Source organism: Turicibacter sp. St.80E1, from assembly GCF_059728495.1.
Genome location: NZ_AP039386.1, coordinates 136552 through 161830, shown reverse-complemented (window position 1 = coordinate 161830; position 25279 = coordinate 136552). Strand labels below are relative to the sequence as shown.

Annotated in this window: 14 protein-coding genes, 1 tRNA gene and 3 rRNA genes; 3 read left to right on the top strand and 15 right to left on the bottom strand. The window is 38.6% G+C overall.

Annotated features, from left to right (window positions below; translation table 11 throughout):
• Positions 1-150: 150 nt before the first annotated feature.
• On the bottom strand, positions 151-1530 hold the full coding sequence (locus AC6I0I_RS00735; protein WP_338506642.1) for a YjiH family protein: 1380 nt from the start codon (positions 1528-1530) through the stop codon (positions 151-153).
• A gap of 146 nt (positions 1531-1676) precedes the next feature.
• Entirely contained in the window at positions 1677-2192 is a 516-nt protein-coding gene (locus AC6I0I_RS00730) for a GNAT family N-acetyltransferase (protein ID WP_262951170.1), read from the bottom strand.
• A 91-nt stretch (positions 2193-2283) separates the two neighbouring features.
• On the opposite strand from AC6I0I_RS00730, the gene AC6I0I_RS00725 reads away from it, so the two are divergent.
• The 3 genes from AC6I0I_RS00725 (at position 2284) to AC6I0I_RS00715 (ending at position 6379) form a co-directional block, all read left to right on the top strand.
• The gene (locus AC6I0I_RS00725; protein WP_161832209.1) at positions 2284-3261 is read left to right on the top strand and encodes a tocopherol cyclase family protein; all 978 of its coding nucleotides are present in this window, start codon (positions 2284-2286) and stop codon (positions 3259-3261) included.
• Between the two features lie 148 nt (positions 3262-3409).
• Positions 3410-4108, top strand: a complete 699-nt coding sequence (locus AC6I0I_RS00720; protein ID WP_161832208.1) for a response regulator transcription factor — start codon at positions 3410-3412, stop codon at positions 4106-4108.
• Between the two features lie 174 nt (positions 4109-4282).
• Positions 4283-6379, top strand: a complete 2097-nt coding sequence (locus tag AC6I0I_RS00715; RefSeq protein ID WP_161832207.1) for a sensor histidine kinase — start codon at positions 4283-4285, stop codon at positions 6377-6379.
• Between the two features lie 323 nt (positions 6380-6702).
• Here AC6I0I_RS00715 and AC6I0I_RS00710 read toward each other — a convergent pair.
• The 13 genes from AC6I0I_RS00710 to AC6I0I_RS00650 all read right to left on the bottom strand — a co-directional run bounded on the left by AC6I0I_RS00710 (position 6703) and on the right by AC6I0I_RS00650 (position 25265).
• Positions 6703-6776: transfer RNA gene (locus tag AC6I0I_RS00710), tRNA-Gly, on the bottom strand.
• Positions 6777-6786: 10 nt separating this feature from the next.
• Positions 6787-6895, bottom strand: a 5S ribosomal RNA gene (rrf, locus tag AC6I0I_RS00705).
• A 173-nt stretch (positions 6896-7068) separates the two neighbouring features.
• Positions 7069-9962 (bottom strand): 23S ribosomal RNA (locus AC6I0I_RS00700).
• A gap of 92 nt (positions 9963-10054) precedes the next feature.
• Positions 10055-11571 (bottom strand): 16S ribosomal RNA (locus tag AC6I0I_RS00695).
• Together the 16S, 23S and 5S rRNA genes with 1 tRNA gene alongside form the textbook arrangement of a ribosomal RNA operon.
• Positions 11572-11909: 338 nt before the next feature.
• Positions 11910-13634 carry a P-loop NTPase family protein gene (locus AC6I0I_RS00690; protein ID WP_161832473.1) on the bottom strand — a complete coding sequence of 575 codons (1725 nt, stop codon included), beginning with the start codon at positions 13632-13634 and terminating at the stop codon, positions 11910-11912.
• Between the two features lie 16 nt (positions 13635-13650).
• Positions 13651-14742, bottom strand: a complete 1092-nt coding sequence (locus tag AC6I0I_RS00685; protein ID WP_262951162.1) for a pyridoxal-phosphate-dependent aminotransferase family protein — start codon at positions 14740-14742, stop codon at positions 13651-13653.
• 125 nt (positions 14743-14867) lie between these two features.
• Positions 14868-16121, bottom strand: a complete 1254-nt coding sequence (gene purD / locus AC6I0I_RS00680) for a phosphoribosylamine--glycine ligase (RefSeq protein ID WP_161832471.1) — start codon at positions 16119-16121, stop codon at positions 14868-14870.
• A 26-nt stretch (positions 16122-16147) separates the two neighbouring features.
• A complete protein-coding gene (gene purH / locus AC6I0I_RS00675; RefSeq protein ID WP_161832470.1) occupies positions 16148-17680 on the bottom strand; it encodes a bifunctional phosphoribosylaminoimidazolecarboxamide formyltransferase/IMP cyclohydrolase in 1533 nt (510 codons plus the stop codon).
• Positions 17681-17694: 14 nt separating this feature from the next.
• Positions 17695-18255: a phosphoribosylglycinamide formyltransferase gene (purN, locus tag AC6I0I_RS00670; protein WP_161832469.1), complete on the bottom strand. Its 561-nt coding sequence runs from the start codon at positions 18253-18255 to the stop codon at positions 17695-17697.
• A complete protein-coding gene (gene purM / locus AC6I0I_RS00665; protein ID WP_262953619.1) occupies positions 18252-19277 on the bottom strand; it encodes a phosphoribosylformylglycinamidine cyclo-ligase in 1026 nt (341 codons plus the stop codon). Before purM ends, purN begins: the two co-directional genes overlap by 4 nt.
• A 14-nt stretch (positions 19278-19291) precedes the next feature.
• On the bottom strand, positions 19292-20722 hold the full coding sequence (gene purF, locus AC6I0I_RS00660) for an amidophosphoribosyltransferase (protein WP_161832467.1): 1431 nt from the start codon (positions 20720-20722) through the stop codon (positions 19292-19294).
• 10 nt (positions 20723-20732) lie between these two features.
• Positions 20733-21443 (bottom strand): phosphoribosylaminoimidazolesuccinocarboxamide synthase, encoded by a 711-nt coding sequence (gene purC, locus AC6I0I_RS00655; RefSeq protein WP_161832466.1) that lies wholly within the window; start codon positions 21441-21443, stop codon positions 20733-20735.
• A 114-nt stretch (positions 21444-21557) separates the two neighbouring features.
• The gene (locus tag AC6I0I_RS00650) at positions 21558-25265 is read right to left on the bottom strand and encodes a phosphoribosylformylglycinamidine synthase (protein WP_161832465.1); all 3708 of its coding nucleotides are present in this window, start codon (positions 25263-25265) and stop codon (positions 21558-21560) included.
• Positions 25266-25279 lie beyond the last annotated feature (14 nt).

Sequence of the window (25279 nt, the reverse complement as noted above, 5' to 3'; positions counted from 1 at the left end):
TTTTTATTTTATAATTATTTTTATAGCAAAAAACACTGATTCTAACTAGGCAATTTAATCTTCTGCCCTTAGTGTGGAGAATCATTTAGAATTTTAATCTTGAAAAACAAAAAAGACAGAAAATGATTAAACACTCTCTGTCTTTTTCATTTAAAAAATAAAATGGGCAATTACTGCGATAATCGGTAATGTGATTAATGTCCGTTGAATAAAGATAATAAACAATTCCTTCAAATTCACTGGAATTTTTGAAGAGAGCAATAGTGCACCTACCTCTGACAAATAAATCAATTGAGAAACCGAAACTGATGCAATAATAAAACGTGTCATATCGCTTTTAATAGTTGAGGCAAGGACGGATGGGAGTAACATATCCGCAAATCCAGCGACTAAAGTTTGCGATGCCGCAATTGGCTCAGGAACTTGCAATAACATTAAAATAGGTAAAAATGGTAATCCTAAAATTTTAAATACTGGAGTATATTCGGCAATAACTAAGGCAATTGTTCCTACGGCCATTACGATTGGAATAACAGCTAGCCACATATCTAACACATTCTTAAATCCATCTATAAAAATGACCTTTATAAAGGCTTGTGATTTAGCTTTTTCTATCGCCTGCATAAACCCATATGAAACATAATTAAATCCAGTTGGAATCTTTTCATCCGATTCCTTCTTTGTTCCATCAAAAAATACGTCCTCTTTTTTAGATAAGGGTGGCATTTTGGGTAGTATAATAGCGGCTAACAAACTTGCAATGGTGACAGTTATATAAAATGGAATAAACATATGCCCAAGATTAACTGTATTAATAACAACTAGACTGAATGTCACCGAAACAAGTGAAAAGGTCGTACCAATCACCGCAGCCTCGCGTTTAGTATAAAAACCGTCCTCATATTGCTTACTTGTCAACAACACTCCAATGGTTCCGTCACCTAGCCATGAGGCAATACAATCGACTGCTGACCTTCCCGGTAAATTAAAGATGGGGCGCATCACCTTAGATAATAACGAACCTACAAACTCCAATAATCCGAAATTTAATAATAAAGGTAAAAAAAGTCCCGCAAATAAGAAGACTGAAAAGAGAATGGGTAGTAGATCACTAAACACCAATCCCCCCGTATTCGAAGAGATTAAAAATGGAATCCCTTGATTAGTGTATACCATAACCGTAAATATAGCTGCTAAAAATCTAAGAATCGACCAAATAGGGGTTACGTCAAATAAACTATTTAGAAATCTATTTTTCACGATGAATCCCGGTTTCAATAGTTTAGTAACTGCTGTCCCAGCAGCTGTGATAAGCACTAAAACTAATAATATAGTCGGTAGAATACTCTCTAAATGATGTTTCAGTCCATTTGATAAAATGGCAATAGGAATCGTGATTCCTTCCGCTGTAGAAATAGGACACATAAATAAGATAACTCCAATGAAAGAGGGTATCATAAATTTCAATTTTTCTAACTGGTTATATGAGCTACACGAGCCTTCGTTTTTTATATTTTTATCTTTACTCATTTCTATTACCGCCCTTACTTTTTCTCTGATTTTATAAGTATACTTGTTAGAATAAAACTTATCAACCTTTTTAACGACAATAATCGCTCTTTATATAGAAAAAAGTCCTTGATAAACGAACAAGGACCTTTTGGATATCATGAAACCTATAATTTAAAATTTTCTTCTACACCGTAAACTTCCGTATTTAAAATTTGTCTAAATTTCCTTAGACGTTCATCACTTAATTGACAGGATGACATAATTCTTAACTCTACAGTTCCCGTAGTTAAATTAAGTGGCGGTTGATAGTGAGGAATATCATTTAAGATGAATCCTAATCTCTTGTAAAATTCTACTCTTCTTTTCGTTAGGGTATCTATTGGAGGTTCTACCTCTAAAATAATCGGTCGTTGTTTTGCCTCTAACATAACATCTCTAATCAATTGAGTTCCGATTCCCTGTCCCCTCACTTTTTCCGTACAAGCTAAATGTTCAATATATATAAAATCATCAAATTCATAATAAGCACAAAAAGCAGTTACTTCATCATGATGTAGGGTTGTTTTTAAAAAGTAATTAGGACGTGATAAAAGCTTTTTCTGCTCTTTATATTCCCTGAACTCATCTACCGGAAAAGATTCTTTCATTATCTCATAAACTTCATCAAACTTTGAAATCAAGCAATCACCCTCTGTATAAAATATAATAATATTGCATATAATAACATGACTCATACACTTTTACAAGAAAGTTATTATATGGAGGCCCAAAATGAAAATAAATCCTGATTTATACCATGGCCACGATCAATATACTAATTTTTTTGAGGGTTGGTATTTTAAAATCGTTGATGCTACTGGTCGTTATTCGTTAGCTTTTATCCCAGGTATATCTCGTACTGAAGATGCAAAAAAACATCATAGTTTTATTCAAGTCATTGATTTAGTTAACCATTCCTATCATTACTGCAAATATAGTGTTGACGATTTCTATTCTAATAATCGACACCTCAAAGTAAACATTGGGTTAAACGAATTTAGCTTTCACAAAATTTATGTTGATTTTGAGAAATTTCATGGACTATTGTATCTGGGTCCTCCTAAAAAATGGCCTCATACGAAACGTAGTCCAAACATGATGAGATTATTAAATTATATTCCCTTCCTAGAATCGCATAGTCATGTCTGTGCCATTGACGGAAATATTGAAGAAGGGCACCTTAAAATTGGAAATCAAATTATTGATTTTAGTAACGGAAAGTATTATATTGAAAAAAATTGGAGAAAGAGCCATCCGACTCCGCGTATTGGAATTCAAAGTAATTACTTTGAGGATGGACGGGCGACACTCACCTGCTCATTAGAAATTATCCCTCTCCCTATTATTAAGGAGTTTTTAGGGTTTGAAATAGGAGTTACCGTTGATCAAAAATTTTATTCATTCACCACAGCAAACCATAGCAAATTGAATATATCCTTCTTTGATCGTGATATCTTATTGTGTGTAACAAAAGATAATGTACAGTTAATCCTAAAAACAAAAAGTAAATCAGAGGATTTTATTGATTGCCAAGAGTTAAATCATCAAAATACCTCGTTTCTATATGAAGCAATTTTAAATGCTGAGGTGGAACTAACCTTACTAAATAAAAAAAATAATACCCTTATCTATCATGGAATAGGAAAAGCATGCGGTATTAAATATAGAGGGGACCTTAGCAGATTTTATACTACCGCAAAAATATCTTAAATATATCCACATTTTACTGTGGATTTTCTTTTTTTACAATCTTTTATTAGAATTCCCAAAATAATCATAATTATACCCTGTTTTATTTACTCCTTCTCATAAATAGCGATATAATAATGGAAAATATACTCATGGAGGTAGGACAACTATGTTAAAGCCACGTATACTTATAGTTGATGATGAACGTGAAATTCGAGAAGCTATTCGTATCTATTTAAGAGGAGAGGATATCGAAACAGTCATGGCTAGTAATGGACAGGAGGCAATTGATTTAGTCAAACAAGAAGAAATCCATCTTGTTTTAATGGATGTCATGATGCCTGGAATTGATGGAATCGTAGCCACCAGCCTAATCAGAGAGTTCTCTAATGTACCTATCATTATGCTCACCGCAAAATCTGAAGATACCGATAAAATTATGGGCCTCTCAATTGGAGCGGACGATTATATTACAAAACCATTTAACCCTATGGAACTCGTTGCACGTGTTAAAAGCCAGTTACGTAGATACCTACAATTTAATTCTCCACAAAGTACGCCAAATAAAGATTTATTAGAGGTAGGGGGACTTAGTATGAATATAGTTACTAAACAAGTCAATGTAGATGGGAAAGAAGTCCGGCTAACACCGACAGAATTTAAAATTCTCGCCCTTTTACTGAAAAATAAAGGACGTGTATTTTCAATCAATGATATTTATGAAAATGTCTGGGACGAACCTGGATATAATGCAGAGAATACAGTTGCCGTACACATTAGAAAAATTCGGGAGAAAATCGAAATTAATCCACGCGATCCAAGATATCTTAAAGTAGTCTGGGGAGTTGGCTACAAAATTGAGGCATAGATTTACCTCATAATAATTAAGAAATACATTCATCTTAAAAAGTAATTCACGGTGACCATAGCATTAAAGGCTATGGTTTTTTTCCACCTCATATTAAGAATTTTTTAAGAAAATTAGTAACTAGATATTAAGAACGTTATGTTATCTTTATAATAAAAGAATGGAGTTGATATAATGAAAAGTAATGATTCACCTAATCAAGTAAACCAGTTATTAGATAGTCAAAAAAATTGGATCAAATTTTTAATTTTAATCGGAACATTTATTCTATGTTTTAACTATATAACGATCCAGTTACAATATCGAAATATCTTCCCTTTAAATTATTTTGAATCTTTTCAATATGCATCGCAAGTGGAGGACTTTTTAAAAGATTTTTATACAAGTCAAATCGAAATCCCTCAACTCAAAAAACCTATAGAGGAAATTCCCGTTACCAAAGAGGAAATTTTAGATGCAAAATTTGATAATAACCTATACTCTCGGTATTTATATGATGATACTACAGGCGAATATCACCCTATCTCATCTTTAACCGATGAACAAATTACAGAAATCATTCGCTATCATAGGTACCAGGAAAATAAGGATAAAATTTATGATTATTATAATTACAACTCTCATAATCAAGGGAATGCCTTTTATTATAAGATCGTTGATAGAAATGGAGAAACGTATACTAATGTTCCCGACGAAGACATAAAGTATCTCAATGTACTCGAAATTCCTTATTACGGGAAAAACAATGAAAATTTCAAAAATTCGGTTAACTCATTTGCTTCCGATCAAGGATTAACAGGAACCCTCTATTTACCAAAATATCCAATGGGAAACTCCACGATCCAAAGCTCCTTTATTCAAAATACTATCATCAAAATTATTTGGTTTGTTGCAGTTGTACTAAACATTTTTATCCTATTTCCTATCTACTCGTATTTTAAAAAAGTTAGACATACTCCTCTAACAATTCCGGATCAATATACTTGGATAGGGAAAAAATATTCCCAATTACCTATTGAATTTAAGGCTAGTATTTTCTTTGCTACTTTATTGTTCATTAAAGGTTTTCGAATCAATTTTCACGCTTCACCTACAGCTTTCTATATTTTTAAAATAGCCTTTCAAATTATAGTCCTTATCTTTGTGATTTACATTTTTACGCTTCAGGTCCAAGGAATAATAAATAGATTAAAAAACCCTCAGATTATCCAAGAAGAGTGGAACAATGGGTTTTACATGAGCAATAAGGAAGCCTGGAGCCAATTTCCTCTCTATCGAAATATCTTCTTTAAGCTATTTATTTTTACAGCACTTATTGGATTTTGGGGTGTTATTTGGGGAATATCTACTGTAGCTTTTGGAAGCTTCGTTATAGTGACCCTTATTAGTCTTTTACTTATCCCCATATTATTATTTTCTATTAAAAGATGTTCTCAACGTCTTCAGCTTATTGTGGACACATTATCAAAACTAGCACAAAATAAAAAAAGTCCTCAGATTATAGTTAAAGGCCATGATCTTATTTCAGATATATCAAGAGATATTAATACAATTCAAGAGGGGTTCGCATTGTCGAGCCAAAAGCAGTCGGATAGCGAACGGCTTAAAACGGAATTAATCACAAATGTTTCCCATGATTTAAGAACTCCTCTTACAAGTATTCTAAATTACGTAGATTTAGCAAAAAGGAGCAATATAAGCGATTTAGAGCGTCAAGAATACCTCAACATTATCGATAACAAATCTAAACGATTAAAGGTTCTTATCGATGATTTATTTGAAGCTAGTAAAATGGCTAGTGGAGCTGTCGAATTACATAAGGAACGAGTAGATTTAGTCGCCTTAATCTATCAGTCATTAGCAGAATACGATGACCGCTTTAATGACCAAGGATTAGCCATTAAAACTAAAATGGTTGAACAACACATGTATGCCTATTGTGATGGAAGAAAAATGTCGCGGGTATTTGAAAATTTATTTAATAATATTATTAAATACGCCCAACCAGCAACTCGAGTTTATATTGAAATGGAGTACGAAGAATCAGACATTGTTATTACTTTAAAAAACATCTCAAATTACGAATTAGGGTTTGATGTGTCTGAATTATCAGAGCGATTTAAACGTGGGGATAGTTCTCGTCACACCGAAGGATCAGGATTGGGGCTCTCTATCGTGAAATCTATCCTAGAATTACACGGAGCAATATTCGAGCTATCAAAAGATGGTGATTTATTCAAGGTCATTATAAAAGTCAAAAAATACTCCTAAGCAGAGACAGATATTAAAAAGAAACCATTAGCTATATGGATAGCCCAATGGTCTCTTTGGTACTATAAAACTCGTAGAAACTACACCGGTATTTATGTGTAGATTCTACGAGTTTTATTTTTTATGGTTAATAGGTGATGCGGTAACGAAGCTCTCTTAGGATTAAAACATCCGTTAAAAAAAGTGTTGCCTCACCCTATTCATTCCCCATTCGATTAAGCAAGTTGAAACTACTATGTAACAAATCAAAATGAAACAAATAAATAGAGATGAGAACCTATCATATATAAAAAAAACACCCCGAAGGATGTTGATTGGCTATTTGGAGCGGGTGAAGAGAATCGAACTCTCACAGTCAGCTTGGAAGGCTGAAGTTCTACCATTAAACTACACCCGCATTTTTTTCGGCCTAGCGACGTCCTACTCTCGCACTTGCGTACTACCCTCGGCGCTAAGGAGCTTAACTTCTGTGTTCGGTATGGGAACAGGTGTGCCCTCCTTGCCCTTATCACTAGACCTTCTGTCAGATTTCATCAATCTCACAAAACTAGATATCTTCTGCTTACTTCTTCTTGTCCGGCAACTCTCGCATCACAGTGGTAAAGTTCAATAACTGTTCATCACCTTCGTGATTCCTCAGTTCTTTTCACTTTCTGCCTGTGATAATCGCTCGTTTTTGCCTTTCCTATTTAGTTAAGTCCTCGATCGATTAGTATCAGTCCGCTTCATCTGTCACCAAACTTCCACTCCTGACCTATCTACCTCGTCGTCTTCAAGGGATCTTACTTCTTTCGAATGGGAAATCTCATCTTGAGGGGGGCTTCACGCTTAGATGCTTTCAGCGTTTATCCCTTCCACACGTAGCTACCCAGCTATGCTCCTGGCAGAACAACTGGTACACCAGCGGTGTGTCCATCCCGGTCCTCTCGTACTAAGGACAGCTCCTCTCAAATTTCCTACGCCCACGACGGATAGGGACCGAACTGTCTCACGACGTTCTGAACCCAGCTCGCGTACCGCTTTAATGGGCGAACAGCCCAACCCTTGGGACCGACTACAGCCCCAGGATGCGATGAGCCGACATCGAGGTGCCAAACCTCCCCGTCGATGTGAACTCTTGGGGGAGATCAGCCTGTTATCCCCGGGGTAGCTTTTATCCGTTGAGCGACGGCCCTTCCATTCGGTACCGCCGGATCACTAAGCCCGACTTTCGTCCCTGCTCGACTTGTAGGTCTCGCAGTCAAGCTCCCTTCTGCCTTTACACTCTTCGAATGATTTCCAACCATTCTGAGGGAACCTTTGGGCGCCTCCGTTACTCTTTGGGAGGCGACCGCCCCAGTCAAACTGCCCACCTGACACTGTCCCCTGACCAGCTCATGGCCACGGGTTAGAACCCCAGTAACACAAGGGTAGTATCCCAACAGCGACTCCTCCAAGACTGGCGTCCTGGTCTCTTCGTCTCCTACCTATCCTGTACATGTGTCACCAGTGCTCAATATCAAGCTACAGTAAAGCTCCACGGGGTCTTTCCGTCCTGTCGCGGGTAACCTGCATCTTCACAGGTACTATGATTTCACCGAGTCTCTTGTTGAGACAGCGCCCAGATCGTTACGCCTTTCGTGCGGGTCGGAACTTACCCGACAAGGAATTTCGCTACCTTAGGACCGTTATAGTTACGGCCGCCGTTTACTGGGGCTTCAATTCAAAGCTTCGCTTGCGCTAACCTCTCCTCTTAACCTTCCAGCACCGGGCAGGCGTCAGCCCCTATACATCACCTTGCGGTTTAGCAGAGACCTGTGTTTTTGATAAACAGTCGCCTGGGCCTTTTCACTGCGGCTTGCTTTCACAAGCACCCCTTCTCCCGAAGTTACGGGGTCATTTTGCCGAGTTCCTTAACAAGAGTTCTCTCGCTCATCTTAGGATTCTCTCCTCGCCTACCTGTGTCGGTTATCGGTACGGGCACCTAATAAATTATCCCTAGAAGCTTTTCTTGGAAGCGTGACATCAGCTGACTTCACCCTTGCGGGCTTTCGGCATCACAGCTCAATGTTTCGCCATGCGGATTTGCCTACATGACCACCTCACTGCTTACACGTGAATCCATTCACACGCTCAACTTAGCCTTCTCCGTCACTCCTTCAGTTTATTAAGTGGTACAGGAATCTCTACCTGTTGTCCATCGGCTACGCCTTTCGGCCTCACCTTAGGTCCCGACTTACCCAGGGCGGACGAGCCTTCCCCTGGAAACCTTAGGCTTTCGATGGATAGGATTCTCACCTATCTTTCGCTACTCACACCGGCATTCTCACTTCTAACCGCTCCACAGCTCCTTCCGGTACTGCTTCTCCGCTGTTAGAACGCTCTCCTACCACTGACACTTCGTGTCAATCCGCAGCTTCGGCGGTCCGTTTAGCCCCGGTACATTTTCGGCGCAGAGTCACTCGACTAGTGAGCTATTACGCACTCTTTAAAGGATGGCTGCTTCTAAGCCAACCTCCTAGTTGTCTGTGCATCTCCACATCCTTTTCCACTTAACGGACACTTGGGGGCCTTAGCTGGCGGTCTGGGCTCTTTCCCTTTTGACCATGGACCTTATCACCCACAGTCTGACTCCCGATCATATCTATCTGGCATTCGGAGTTTGATTGAGATCAGTACCCCGAGGTGGGGCCATCACCCATTCAGTGCTCTACCTCCAGTAGACTCTTATCGAGGCTAGCCCTAAAGCAATTTCGGAGAGAACCAGCTATATCCGTGTTCGATTGGAATTTCACCCCTAGCCACAAGTCATCCAAGCACTTTTCAACGTGCCCTGGTTCGGCCCTCCAGTCAGTGTTACCTGACCTTCAGCCTGCTCATGGCTAGCTCACACGGTTTCGGGTCTACAACATCGTACTCCTCGCCCTATTCAGACTCGCTTTCGCTTCGGCTCCGTCTCTTCAACTTAACCTTGCACGATATCGTAACTCGCCGGTTCATTCTACAAAAGGCACGCCATCACCCTTTAACGGGCTCTGACTAGTTGTAGGCACACGGTTTCAGGTTCTCTTTCACTCCCCTTCCGGGGTTCTTTTCACCTTTCCCTCACGGTACTGGTTCACTATCGGTCACTAGGTAGTATTTAGCCTTACGAGATGGTCCTCGTTGCTTCCGACGGGATTTCTCGTGTCCCGCCGTACTCAGGATCCCTTCCCTGCTTCACACAATTTCACCTACGGGACTCTCACCCCCTCCGGTTGGCCTTCCCAGACCATTCGGCTATCATGTTCAGTCATTTCTGAAGGTCCTTCTACCCCGGATTACTCCGGTTTGGGCTCCTCCCTGTTCGCTCGCCGCTACTTGGGGAATCGATGTTTCTTTCTTTTCCTCCAGGTACTTAGATGTTTCAGTTCCCTGGGTCTGTCTCCTCTATGGCTATTGATTCACCATACGGTGCTAGCGTATGACCACTAGCGGGTTTCCCCATTCGGATATCCCCGGCTCTTTGCTTACTTACAGCTCCCCGAGGCGTTTCGCCGTTTGTCGCGTCCTTCTTCGACTCCTAGTGCCTAGGCATCCTCCGTGCGCCCTTTATTACTTAACTTTTCTTCTTCAGAAGATATCTAGTTTTCAAAGATCAATTCTAGGAAAATCGAAATTCTCCCAAAACTAAACAGAACGTCTCTTTCTCCATAGAAAGGAGGTGATCCATCCCCACCTTCCGGTAGGGATACCTTGTTACGACTTCACCCCAATCATCTACCCCACCTTAGGCAGCTCCCTCCTTGCGGTTAGGCCACTGACTTCGGGTGTTGTAAACTCTCGTGGTGTGACGGGCGGTGTGTACAAGACCCGGGAACGTATTCACCGCGACATTCTGATTCGCGATTACTAGCGATTCCAACTTCATGTAGGCGAGTTGCAGCCTACAATCCGAACTGAGATTGGCTTTATGAGGTTTGCTCCACGTCACCGCTTCGCTTCTCTTTGTACCAACCATTGTAGCACGTGTGTAGCCCAGGTCATAAGGGGCATGATGATTTGACGTCATCCCCACCTTCCTCCAGTTTGTCACTGGCAGTCTCGTTAGAGTCCCCATCTCACTGCTGGCAACTAACGACAGGGGTTGCGCTCGTTGCGGGACTTAACCCAACATCTCACGACACGAGCTGACGACAACCATGCACCACCTGTATCCATTGTCCCCGAAGGGAACCCTCTATCTCTAGAGGCGTCAACGGTATGTCAAGACCTGGTAAGGTTCTTCGCGTTGCTTCGAATTAAACCACATGCTCCACCGCTTGTGCGGGTCCCCGTCAATTCCTTTGAGTTTCAGTCTTGCGACCGTACTCCCCAGGCGGAGTGCTTAATGCGTTAACTTCAGCACTGAGGTTCGACCCCCAACACTTAGCACTCATCGTTTACGGCGTGGACTACCAGGGTATCTAATCCTGTTTGCTCCCCACGCTTTCGCGCCTCAGTGTCAGTTGCAGACCAGGAAGCCGCCTTCGCCACTGGTGTTCCTCCATATCTCTACGCATTTCACCGCTACACATGGAATTCCACTTCCCTCTTCTGCACTCAAGTCAACCAGTTTCCAATGACCCTCCACGGTTAAGCCGTGGGCTTTCACATCAGACTTAATTAACCACCTGCGCGCTCTTTACGCCCAATAATTCCGGATAACGCTTGCCACCTACGTATTACCGCGGCTGCTGGCACGTAGTTAGCCGTGGCTTTCTCATAAGGTACCGTCAATTGATAGTCATTTCCTCCTATCACCTTTCTTCCCTTATAACAGAATTTTACAACCCGAAGGCCTTCTTCATTCACGCGGCGTTGCTCGGTCAGGCTTTCGCCCATTGCCGAAGATTCCCTACTGCTGCCTCCCGTAGGAGTCTGGGCCGTGTCTCAGTCCCAGTGTGGCCGTTCACCCTCTCAGGTCGGCTACGCATCGTCGCCTTGGTAGGCCTTTACCCCACCAACTAGCTAATGCGCCGCAGGCTCATCCATCAGTGATGCCAGGAGCATCTTTAAACTTTCGTCCTATCCGGTATTAGCGATCGTTTCCAATCGTTGTCCCCGTCTGATGGGCAGATCACCTACGTGTTACTCACCCGTTCGCCGCTTCCCACCGAAGTGGTTCGCTCGACTTGCATGTATTAGGCACGCCGCCAGCGTTCATCCTGAGCCAGGATCAAACTCTCCATAATTGTTTGTTTCCTTAGCTTGCGAAATTTCTTTCGCTCATGATTCTTGACGTTCTGTTTAGTTTTCAAAGAACCTCTCTCGCCTTTTGGCGACTTCTTTATCTTACTACATTCGACTTTTTCTGTCAAATGTTTTTTATCTTTTTTTGTAAGATTTCTTGTCCACCTCTCTTGGCGACTCATTTATAATACCACTCCAATACAATATTGTCAAATCATTTTAAATATAATTTATAAATATACCTCTATTCCCCCTCCATATAAAAAAAGAAGATTTCAGGATGCCCTCAACCTTAAAAATCAATTAAAGGTTAAGACGCACCCCGCACTCCCCTTCCTCTTTATCTTTGTTCATTAATAAATTCTAATAAACGTTCCGCTGCCTTACGTGGACCTGTATGCTCTTTTCCTGGAATAGCTAGACGGGTACGTATTTGCCCAACATTAATATTTTTATTAAATAGTGCTTCAAAGTATTTATTAATTAATGGATCTGTCTGTTCTTTTAACTGAACCGGCCCAAATGGATTTGCAAAATACGACTCTACTAATCCGGTTTCCGTAGTCGTTCCTTTTGCCTTTCGTGCCCCTCTTATAAAGACCTCTTTTGCCTCTTCCACACTATTAAAAAATTCTAGTTCATCAAATTCTTCTTCATAGTTATTCGCATAAAGGAACATGTCAACTGGTCTTCCCGTTGTTATCTCCTTATATGTAGAAACAGGTATAACGATACGAGCATTAGTCTTGTCTGGGTTCATAAAAATACTGCGGTCAATAGTTCGATAAGCATATCCTGTATCCAAATCGTCTAGTCTGACAAAAGCCCCAATCTCTGTTCCATACGCACGAATTTCACCGTGTTCTAATGCTAGGGTTCCCATATCATCAAAAATAGTTTTCATATCTTTAATTTCTTCACCTGCGATCATACGCACAGCTTCTAATGTTTCCGACTTTCCTGCCCCGCTATCGCCGATAACGACAATATTACGCTGTTTTCCGTTTTTTAAAGTTAATTCAATCATTGCACCATGTAGCGGTAACTTTTTCTCATTAATCATTTTAACATTGTACAGTGTTAACACCATCTTTTTCATATAGCCAAAGTAGTCGTGTTCCTCACTATAAGAAGCATAACCAATCATAATATCATTAGCCTTATCTTGATAAAACACTGCTTTATCCTCTTTATCCTTATTTCCATAAACATAAATTAAATCTGGCTTTCTATTATCACATTCCTTTAGATCTGCCAATTCAAATAAATTACACATCGTCACCCCTTGGGCCATGAAATCTCGATGGAAATAAACATACGCTAAAGCCGTTCCCACTTTAGCAGGATACACAAACCAATTATTAGGATCTAAATATAATCCATCTAGCGGATTTTCAAACACTTCCTCGAAAATTCCATCTCTTTTTGTCCGTTTAGGATAAGTAATAAATGGCGGAGTTAACACAATAGACTCGATAAAAGCCGGATATCGTAACCCCATATATTGAACCGGAATATCCCACTGAATCTCATTTAAAACTAATCCCGCATTGGCACCTACAATTAATTGACGATACACATTCTGATGATGCCCCATTAAGCGCTCTTCAATAATACGATAGACTTGTAAAACTAAATTAGTAAATGCATTATTAGCCTCGATAAATTTAATTTTTTGGATTCCTGTACCTTCAGTGCTATTATAAATGACACTATATCGTTCAAGTTGTCGCCAGTAATCATAAAGTTCCTCAATAAAATTAATTAGAGCATCCTTGTGTTGTAATAAAACAATAAATGATCGGTTCATTTTCATGATTTCATCTATTTCTAAAACTAATAATAATTTAAACAAGGAAATTAATTCGCTCGCAATCAAGCATTCTCCACAAACATATGAAAGTTGTTCATAAATTGGTGATTCCTTCTTCTTTAACTGTTTTAAAAATCTACTTAAAACACGCTCAAATCCCTGGCTATTTAATAATTCATCCGCTGTATTACAATAATGGGCGGAAAAATTAATTACAGCTGTGTTTCGTTCCAATTCAAATTGCGGTTTCATTAGTCAGTCCCCCTTTTTACTTTTTATAATCCTTTAAACTCTCTTTCAGATATGATACTAACAAGTCAATTTCTTTCGTTGTAATGTCGCTCAAAATTCCAACACGTAACATTTTCCCTGCATAACTCCCCATACCGCCTGCGACAGTAAAATTATGACGTTCATCAATTGACGATGTTAGACGTTTTCCATCTACCCCATCCGGAACAATAACAGGGATAAGGGCATTCCCTCTAATCGACTCATCTTCAATAAATAATTTAAACCCGAGCTCCTGTAATTTCTCCTCGGCATACCTTCTAAGCATTCTCTTCTCATCAACGACTGTTGTTACACCTTTGTCTAGCAAGTAACTTAACGATTCCTTTAAAGCAACGACAATCGAAATAGCTGGCGTAAAAGGTTGTTCGCACTTTTCATTAAAAGAATTAAAATATTTTTTATAATCCCAATAATATTTAGGTAAACTCGATTGTTCCATGGCATCCTTTGCCTTATCGCTTAAGGCGACAAAACTTAATCCCGGTGGAAGCAAGAATCCCTTTTGACTACTAGCAACTGCACAGTCGACTCCCCATTCATCCATGTGAAATTCATGAACAATCATCCCGCTAATGCAATCTGTAATTAATAGGCAGCCTCTATTTCGCGTTAAATTCCCTAACGGTTTCAAATTGTTCAAAACACCTGTCGAGGTTTCATGATATGTCACAAAAACTCCTTTAATTTCCGGGAATTTATCCAAAATATTTTCAACTTCGTCAATATTATAACTATTTCCCCACTCATAACATAATTCATGAACAGTTAACCCATAAACCTGGCAGATTTCAATAAATCTTTTCCCAAACCATCCCGTATTAATAACCAGTACGGAATCACCTTGTGAAAAAAGGTTAACAACGGTTGATTCCATTGACCCTGTTCCAGAAGATGTTAAAACTAAAACATCGTTCGATGTACCGAACACAACTTTTAAATCTTCGTTGATTTCCTTTAGTAACTCGTGATAGTCTGCCATTCGATGATGAATTAAATCTCGTCCAAGAACCTCTCTAATAAAATCAGGAACATTCGTCGGTCCTGGTGTAAATAAAACTTTACTCATTCTCCTTCACCCTCTTTTCATTTATCACATAATCTTAGAAGCCTATTATCTCCAATCTTATAAACATTCATTAACTAATCTATGCAATTAAAGGGAGATAAAATGATATCTCCCTTCTATTTTAATTAACTATTTATCACTTTTTTTGCGATATCTGTACGGTAGAACAAATCTTTACAGTCTATTTTTTTTACTTCTTGATAGACTTTTTGACGTGCATCTTCAAGCGTATCGCCAGTTCCCACAACAAACAGAACACGCCCGCCATTTAAGGAGATTTGATTATCAATTAATTTCGTTCCCATATGACAAACATCTACATCGACTAATTCGTCTAATCCTTTAATTGGTGTTCCTTTTACGTAAGCACCTGGATATCCCTTAGCAGCCAAAACGATTCCGACAGTGGCTTTATCATTCCAATGACACTCAATATCTTTACCTTCTAATAAGGATAACATAATATCAGTTAAGTCTGTTTCAAGGCGTGGGAGTAACACCTCCGTCTCAGGATCACCGAATCTGGCATTAAATTCAATAACCTTAATCCCTTCCGCTGTCTTCATTAAACCAGCATATAAAATTCCTGTGAAAGGGATTCCCTCTTCAATCATCGCCTTTGTCATTGGTTCAATCACTTGGTTAATTGCATCTTCATAATCAGTGTCAAAAATTAATGGGTGAGGACTATGATTTCCCATTCCTCCCGTATTTAATCCCAAATCACCATCATGAGCACGTTTATAATCACGTGCGATAGGCATTGCCTTATAAATTTCATTTGAAACAAAAGCCATTAAAGAAAACTCTTCTCCGTCTAAAAACTCCTCAATAACAATTTTAGATGATGCATCATCAAATTTTCGATCAAGAAGCATTTCCTTGACAGTAGCTTCAGCTTCTTCCAACGTTTGACAAATCACGACTCCCTTTCCAGCCGCCAATCCGTCAGCTTTAATTACAATTGGCATCTTTTGTGTTCTTAGATAAGCCGTAGCCTCTTCTATATTAGTGAACTCTCCATAGGCCGCCGTCGGAATATCATACTTTTGCATCATATATTTTGCAAAGGCTTTACTACCTTCAATTAAAGCTGCCTCTTTAGTAGGACCAAAGATAGGTAGCCCTAATTGATTAAACTCATTAACAACCCCTGCCATTAGAGATACCTCAGGACCGACAATTGTTAAATCAATCTGATTTTCTTGAGCAAAAGCCGCCAATTCCGCAACATGAGTCTCCTCAATTGGAACAAGGGTTGCTTCACTCATTCCATCGTTTCCTGGGGCACAAAAAATTTGAGATGCCTTACGATCACGTACTAATTTTTTTACGATGGCATGCTCACGTCCACCGCGTCCAATAACTAAAACTTTCATAGCCTACTCCTCTTATCACTCATCCATTAATGTTTAAAATGACGAACCTTTGTAAATACCATGCATATTCCATGCTTGTTACATGCATCAATTGAATCTTGATCTTTAATTGATCCACCTGGTTGAATAATAGCTTTGATACCATATTTTGCAGCTAACTCCACCGTGTCAGACATCGGGAAGAAAGCATCTGATGCCAAATAAGCCCCTTGTGATAACTCTCCGGCTTGTTCTAACGCAATCTTAGCTGATCCTACACGGTTCATTTGTCCTGCACCAATTCCAATAGTCATATCCTCTTTTACTAAAGTAATTGCATTTGATTTTACATGCTTGCACACATTAAACCCAAACATTAATTGTTTTAAGTCCTCGCTTGTTGGTTGAACTTCAGTCACACACTCTAATTCTTCTTTGTTAACTTGAAGCGTATCAAGATCTTGAACAAGCACTCCACCTTTAACTGATGCTAATTTCATTCCATTTTCTAATCGTTTTGACATATCAGTAATTAAAAGACGAAGATTTTTCTTTTGTTTTAAAATCGCTAAGGCTTCCTCACTAAAGCTTGGTGCGATAACGATTTCTAAAAATAACTGATGTAATTTTTCAGCTACCTCTTTAGTCACCTCTTTGTTCAATGCAACAATTCCACCAAAAATAGATACTGGATCCGCTTGGTATGCTTTATCATATGCTTCTTCAATCGTTGAACCTAACCCAACACCACATGGATTCATATGCTTAACCGCAACGGCTGCTGGTCCTTCAAATTCTTGTAAAATTTCGAGTGCAGCATTTGCATCCGCAATGTTATTATAAGACAATTCCTTCCCATGTAATTGTTGACTATTAACCACACTATATGAAGGCTGTTGTAACGTTTGATAAAACGCCGCCTTTTGATGAGGGTTTTCACCATAACGTAATCCCTGTTTTAAGTCATAAGTTAACGTTAATTTCTCTGGAAATTCGATTTCATTAATTTCATTAAAATAATTAGCAATCATCGCATCATATGCTGCTGTATGATTAAACACTTTTCCTGCTAACATTTGACGTGTTTTTAATGTTGTATTTTGATTCTCTTCAATTTCTGAAATAACTAAATCGTAATCTTTTGCATCGACAATAACTGTCACATCATTAAAGTTCTTAGCGGCAGAACGTAACATCGAAGGTCCACCAATGTCGATATTTTCAATTTTATCCTCATGAGTTGAAGCCGTATTTTGAATAGTTTTAGCAAATGGATATAAGTTGACACACACAAGATCGATATACTTGATTTGATTTTCATCCACCTGTTGTTGATGAGAACGATCCCCACGTTTTGCTAATAGGCCTCCGTGAATCATTGGATGTAACGTTTTAACGCGCCCTTCTAATATTTCTGGAAATCCAGTCACCGCATCAACTGCAATAACTTCCACACCGGCTTCCTCTAAAGCCTTTTTAGTTCCACCTGTTGAAATAATCTCATAACCTAATTCTACTAATCTTTTTACAAAAGGTACTAAATTTGTTTTATCTGATACACTAACTAACGCTCGTTTCATTCCCTAAACGCCTCCTATAACTCTAAAAGTCTTTCAATAACTTGTGGATACAATTCATGTTCTAACTCATGAATACGATTTATTATTTCTTCCTTAGATTCTTGACCTGAACGTTTAAAACAAGATTGATCAATAATTTTCCCTGTATCTATTCCTGCATCGACGTAGTGAACCGTGACACCCATAATCTTCACACCATAATTCAAGGCATCTGTAATTCCATCACGACCTGGAAAAGCAGGTAATAATGCTGGATGAATATTAACGATCTTGCCTTCATAGGCATCTAAAAGTGTCTGACCAATAATACGCATATATCCCGCTAAAACGATTAAATCGGGCTCCACCTTTGATAGCTCCTGACAAATTATCTTTTCAAAGTCTGCCTTTTTAGCATAATCCTTCGGATGGAAGACGAAAGTCGGGATTCCAAGCAGTTTGGCACGCTCTACACAATAGGCTCCTTCTTTATCGCAAACTAACAAGGCTACTTCACATTTTTTTAGATGTAATTTTTCAACAATAGTTTGAAAGTTGCTTCCACTCCCAGATGCAAAAACAACTATTTTCTTCATACTAATTGAACTCCTTCTCCCTCAATGACCTCTCCAATAATATAAGGTTCCTCATCACAGTTTTTCAAAATTTGCATTGCCTTTTCTGCATCCTGACGATCAACAATAATAACCATTCCAATCCCCATATTAAAGACATTGTACATTTCACGTTCTTCTAAGTTACCTAAATCTCTTAGGTAGTTAAAAACTGGAGGTATAGGATAAGAGTTCTTATCGATCTTCACACCACAACCTTTAGGTAAAGCACGTGGGATATTTTCATCAAATCCTCCACCTGTAATATGTGCCATACCATGGACACCGATTTCCTTAATAAGCGATAAAATAGGTTTTACATAAATCTTTGTAGGGGCTAAGACAGCTTCTTTCACTGTCATACCTAATGAATCTTCATAACGATTTAAGTCAATGTCATTATCTTTAAATAAAATCTTTCGAACAAGAGAATACCCATTTGAATGAATTCCACTCGATGGTAAACCAATTAGGACATCGCCTGCTTTCACCTTTTCACCGGTAATCAACTGGTCTTTTTCAACAACACCAACTGCAAATCCTGCTAAATCGTAATGATCTAAGTCATACATATCCGGCATTTCTGCTGTTTCACCACCAATTAATGCGGCACCAGCTTGTTGGCACCCATCAGCTACTCCCTTAACGATAGCTTCAATTTTTTCAGGCTCATTTTTGCCAACAGCGACGTAATCTAAAAAGTAAAGGGGTTGAGCTCCTTGCACAACGATATCATTTACACACATAGCTACGCAATCAATTCCAATTGTATCGTGAACATCAGCTTTAATAGCAACCATTAATTTAGTTCCTACTCCATCAGTCCCCGAAACTAATAACGGTTTTTTATAATTTAATTCTGATAAGTCAAACATTGCTCCAAAAGCACCAATTCCTGAGAAAACTCCTTGTCGATGCGTTTTTGCTACATGTTTTTTAATTCGATTTACACTTTCATAACCCGCTTCTAAGCTAACACCAGATAACTCGTATGCTTTACTCATTTCTCTTTCACCTCTTATTTAACTTCCTTATTGGCACTTTTTACATCTTCATATAAGTACGTCGGGTAGTCCCCGTTAAAGCAGGCCACGCATTGACCACAGTTCTTTCCAAGTTTAGAATCACGTCCAATACCCTTTGTTAAACCGTCAACTGAGACAAACGCTAATGAATCCGCTCCAATTAACTCACATATTTGATCCGTTGTATGTGTAGCCGCCACTAATTCATCATAAGTTGAAAAATCTACCCCGTAAAAACAAGGAAACTTTATCTCGGGTGAAGCAATTCTCACATGCACTTCTCGAGCACCGGCCTCACGTAACATATCAACCATTCGTCGTGAAGTCGTCCCACGAACGATTGAATCATCAATTAGAACAACTCGTTTATCTTTAACGATTGAATGAACAGCTGATAACTTCATTTTAACTCCCTGTTCTCGAAGAGACTGTGAAGGTTGAATAAAAGTACGTCCGATGTATTTATTTTTGACCATCCCAATTTCAAATGGAATCATCGATTCTTCTGCATACCCAATCGCCGCACTCAATCCCGAATCAGGCACACCAACAACAATATCTGCCTCAATAGGAGCTTCTTTAGCTAAAATACGTCCACAATTTTTTCGCGCCTGATGAACATTAATTCCCTCAATATCACTATCAGGACGAGCGAAGTAGACATATTCCATACTGCACATACTCTGCTCACACTTCACCGCATAACTTTCTGAAGTCATCCCCTCTAAATCAATACGGATGACCTCACCCGGTTTAACATCACGAATATAAGTTGCTCCAATCACATCGAAAGCACAAGTTTCTGAGGCAACAACAAATCCATTTTCACCAATTTTCCCAAGCGATAAAGGGCGCAACCCTAATTTATCCAAAGCAATATACATTTCGTTTTCCTTTAATAATAAGAAAGCAAAGGCACCCTCGATATAAAGCAATGATTCTTTTAGGGCACTTAACATATCGCCACGTTGTCTTTTTAACAAATGCGCTAAAATTTCCGAATCAGATGTTGTTTGAAAAATACTACCTTCATTCTCCAAATATCCTTTTAATTGATGGGCATTAACTAAATTACCATTATGACACAACCCAAGTCTCCCCGTTTGAGATTGGAATAAAAAAGGTTGCACATTCATGATACCTCCACCACCTGCTGTTGAATAACGAACATGACCGATGGCATGAATTCCTGCTAATCGATTAATATCTTGTTGTGTAAATATGTTATGCACTAACCCTTCACCCTTATGTTGGTGAAGAGTTTTTCCATCACTTGTAACAATTCCGGCTCCCTCTTGCCCACGATGTTGGAGGGCATGTAACCCGTAATAAGTTAACTCTGCCGCATTTTCGTGATTAAATACACCGAACACGCCGCATTCTTCATTCATTTTATTTTCAAAAAATAAGTCTAATTCTGACATTCCACTCACCCTATCGACTGACACGATTTAAAATTTCAATATACGCTTCTTCTACATTCCCAAGATCTCGTCGGAAACGGTCTTTATCTAATTTTTCGTTTGTCTCTTTATCCCATAATCGGCATGTATCTGGAGAAATCTCATCTGCTAATACAATGGTTCCATCATTTTTACGACCAAATTCGATTTTAAAATCAATTAATCGAATCCCTTGCTTATCGAAAAACTCAATAAGTGCTTGATTAATTTCTAATGTCATTTTTTTAATTGTGGCTAATTCCTCGTATGTTGCCAATCCTAATGCCACAGCATGATCATCATTAATTAATGGGTCACCATACGTATCGTTTTTATAGCATAATTCATATACAACGTTACTTGGTACTGTCCCTTCTTCAATTCCTAAACGTTTTGCCATGCTTCCAGCAATAACATTACGAATAATCACCTCTAAAGGAATAATTTCTACTTGATGGCATAATTGATCACGTTCATTTATTTTTTCGATAAAATGTGTCTTAATTCCACGTTTTTCTAACATTTCAAAAATGATGGTTGTAATAGCGTTATTTAAGATTCCCTTATTAGCGATACTCGATTTTTTTACTCCATTAAACGCTGTTGCGTCATCTTTATAATGAATAACTACCTTTGCTGCATCATCTGTTTTAAAAATTTGTTTCGCTTTTCCTTCATATAACATTACACGATTTTGACTCATTATAATCATCCTCCGTCTTCTCTATATACCTCTATATAATATAGAAAGGAATTTGAGGGGATTAGACTGATTAATCCCTCTCAATCCTTCACGTAAACCGTAATTAAATGACTTCTATTTAAAATATTTGACTCCACTTTCAAAAATTAACTGATCATAGTCCCCTGGGACATTTTTGAAAATTTGGTCTCCCATTCGCTCTGAGTGCCCCATTTTACCAAGGATTCGTCCATCTGGACTCGTAATCCCCTCGATAGCCATAATAGATCCATTTGGATTATAAATACCATCCATGGTCGCTTGATTATTTAAATCAACATATTGCGTTGCAATTTGACCATTTTCAATTAATTGTTTAATCATTTTATCATTCGCTACAAACTTACCTTCACCATGAGAAATTGCCACATTATGAATAGCCCCTACCTCAGTTTGCGATAACCATGGCGATTTATTAGATGCGATTCTTGTACGAACAATTTTAGAAAGGTGGCGATTAATATCGTTCTTTACTAGCGTCGGTGAATCCTCTGTTACTTGATTAAATTTTCCATAAGGTAATAATCCAGATTTGATTAATGCTTGGAATCCATTACAAATTCCTAAGATTAATCCGTCACGCTCGAGTAATCCTTCAACACTTTCTCGAATTCGTTCATTCATTAAAACAGATGTAATAAATTTACCTGATCCATCTGGTTCATCTCCGGCACTGAATCCACCTGAAAGCATTAAAATTTGTGATTGATCAATATGTTTCACCATACGTTCAATGGAAGACTCAATATCTTGGTGATTTTGGTTACCAAAAACATCGATAATAGTTTGAGCTCCCGCCCTTTCAAAAGCTCGTGCTGTATCGTATTCGCAATTTGTTCCAGGGAACACAGGTAAAAATACTTGTGGAGTCGCTCCTAAAGGAGAGGTTTTAATATGTCTATTCGTGTAGTCAACTGTTTGAACCATTTTTTCCGATGATGAAGAGGCAATCGGATAGACGTGTTCAAATTTCCCTTGCCATGCTGCCAAACACTCATCAATCGTTAATACCTCTTGATTAACAATAATTAACGGATCTTTCGTCGTTTTCCCTAATAAATGAGCATGTTCAAATAATAGTGGGCGATCTGTTTCAACGATGATCGATCCAAAATCTATATTAAATAAATCATAACCTGTCTTAATGCTTGCCCCAATCTTATTACCAAACGACATTTTGGCAATCGCTTCAGCAATCCCCCCCTGTTTAATACTAAACGCAGATTTAATATGACCAAGCGTCACCATGTCGTAAATAAAATTATAATTTTCTTTTAATTGTTCAATGTTTGGCATTAAATCCTTCGTCGGATTATGCTTAATTAAATAAATGTAGTTATCTACCTCCTTAAATTCAGGAGATAAAACTTTAGACGCCTTTTCAGTTTGCACTGCAAATGAAATAAGTGTTGGTGGGACATGTAAATCACCAAATGATCCACTCATACTATCCTTTCCACCAATAGCCGGTAGATTAAATCCTTGTTGAACATAGATTGAACCTAATAGCGCGGCGAATGGTTGACCCCAATTTTCTGGATCTTGACCTAAGCGACGGAAATATTCCTGGAATGAAAAACGAATTCCTTGCCATTTTCCACCTAACGCTATAATACGTGCGATCGATTCAATTACTGCGTAAGCCGCCCCATGAAATGGTGACCAAGTTGTAATATCTGGATTATATCCATGTGTTAACATACTTACTGTATTTGTCACCCCATGACGAAGTGGAATTTTATGTACAGATCCCTCTGTTTCAGTTAATTGATACTTTCCTCCATAAGGCATTAAAACACTTGTTCCCCCAATTGTTGCATCAAACATTTCAACCATCCCTTGTAAAGATGCGACATTAGGTTGTCTTAAGTTATTTAAAAACTTTTCCTTAATGGTTTCTCCTTCAATTTTACTCGCAAATGGATCTTCTTCCTTTGGTGTGACAACTTTGACATCCATGTATTGACGTGCACCATTCGTATCTAAAAACTCACGTGATAAGTTGACGATCACCTTATCATTCCAATACATTACTAGTCGGTTTGTATCAGTAACCTTAGCAACCACTGTTGCCTCTAAATTTTCTTCAGTAGCAAATCCAATGAACGTGTCTAAATCCTTTGGATCAATTAAAACAGCCATACGTTCCTGAGATTCTGAAACGGCTAATTCTGTCCCGTTTAACCCTTCATATTTTACTGGAACTTTGTTTAAATCAATCTCAAGTCCATCTGCTAACTCACCAATGGCAACACAAACCCCACCTGCTCCAAAGTCATTACATTTTTTAATTAGACGTGTTACTTCTCCATTTCTAAATAAACGTTGAATTTTACGCTCGGTTGGCGCGTTCCCTTTTTGAACCTCAGACGAAGCCGTTTGAATAGATGTTTTAGTGTGAGCCTTTGATGATCCCGTTGCTCCACCAATACCATCGCGTCCTGTTCTTCCACCTAATAACACAATGATATCCCCTGCTTGTGGTTTTTCACGACGAACATCACTAGCCTTAACTGCACCAACTACAGCCCCTACTTCCATGTGTTTTGCCTTATACCCTTCATGGTAAATTTCACGTACAAAGGTTGTTGCTAAACCAATTTGATTTCCGTAAGAACTATTTCCATCAGCCGATCGTTTAGAGATGACTTGCTGTGGAAGTTTACCTTCCATCGTTTCTTCGATTGTTTCAAGAATATTTGCTCCACCACTGATACGCATCGCTTGATAAACGTATGAGCGTCCAGATAGTGGGTCACGGATAGCCCCACCAATACAAGTTGAAGCTCCACCAAATGGTTCAATTTCAGTAGGGTGATTATGCGTCTCATTTTTAAACATTAATAACCATGGTTCGATTACACCATCTACATCAACATCGATGAAAATACTACATGCATTGATTTCGTCTGAAACTTCTAAATCTTTTAATAACCCTAACCTTCTTTGCTCCTTCATTGAAATAGTCGCCATATCCATTAAAGTCATCGGCTTGCGATTATGATGTACACGTTGACGCATCTCACAATACTCGTTGTAAGTTGACTCTAAAATTTCATGAAAACGTCCACTTTCAAACGTTACGTTTTGAAGAACCGTTTCAAAGGTCGTATGACGACAATGGTCAGACCAATAAGTATCAAGCACCTTTAATTCAGTTTCTGTCGGATTTCGGTGTTCTTTTCGACAAAAATACGCTTGAATTAACTTGATATCATCTAAAGTCATCGCCATATTATGTTCGTGTAAAAATTGATCTAATTGCTCATCATTATAATCGATAAAACCTAGATGAATTTGTACATCTTCAATCTCAACTGACTCATCTAATTTCAAAGGAGAATCCATATCCTTTTCACGCATTTCAATCGGATTAATATAGTAATGTTTAATTTTTTCTAAATCCTCGTTAGAAGTATCTTCATCTAGAAGAATTACTTTACCACTTTTAACACGAACTTCGTCATTTCCTGTTAAAAGTTGAATACACTGCATAGCAGAGTCGGCACGTTGATCATATTGTCCCGGTAAAAATTCAACAGCAAAGTAAACCTTATTTTCTAGATCTAATGTCTCGCTAACCACATCCGTTACTTTTTCAGACAAAACATTTTGTTTCGTCACTTCTAATTGTTGATCATTAATATTAAACACGTCGTACACATTAACAATACGAACATTTTTTAATGCAAGGTGCAAGTTCTCGTTCAACTCATGCGCTAAGCTCATAGCTTCCGTTGCGTAACTCTCTTTCTTTTCTACATAAACGCGATACTGACTCATTTCTCATCCTCATC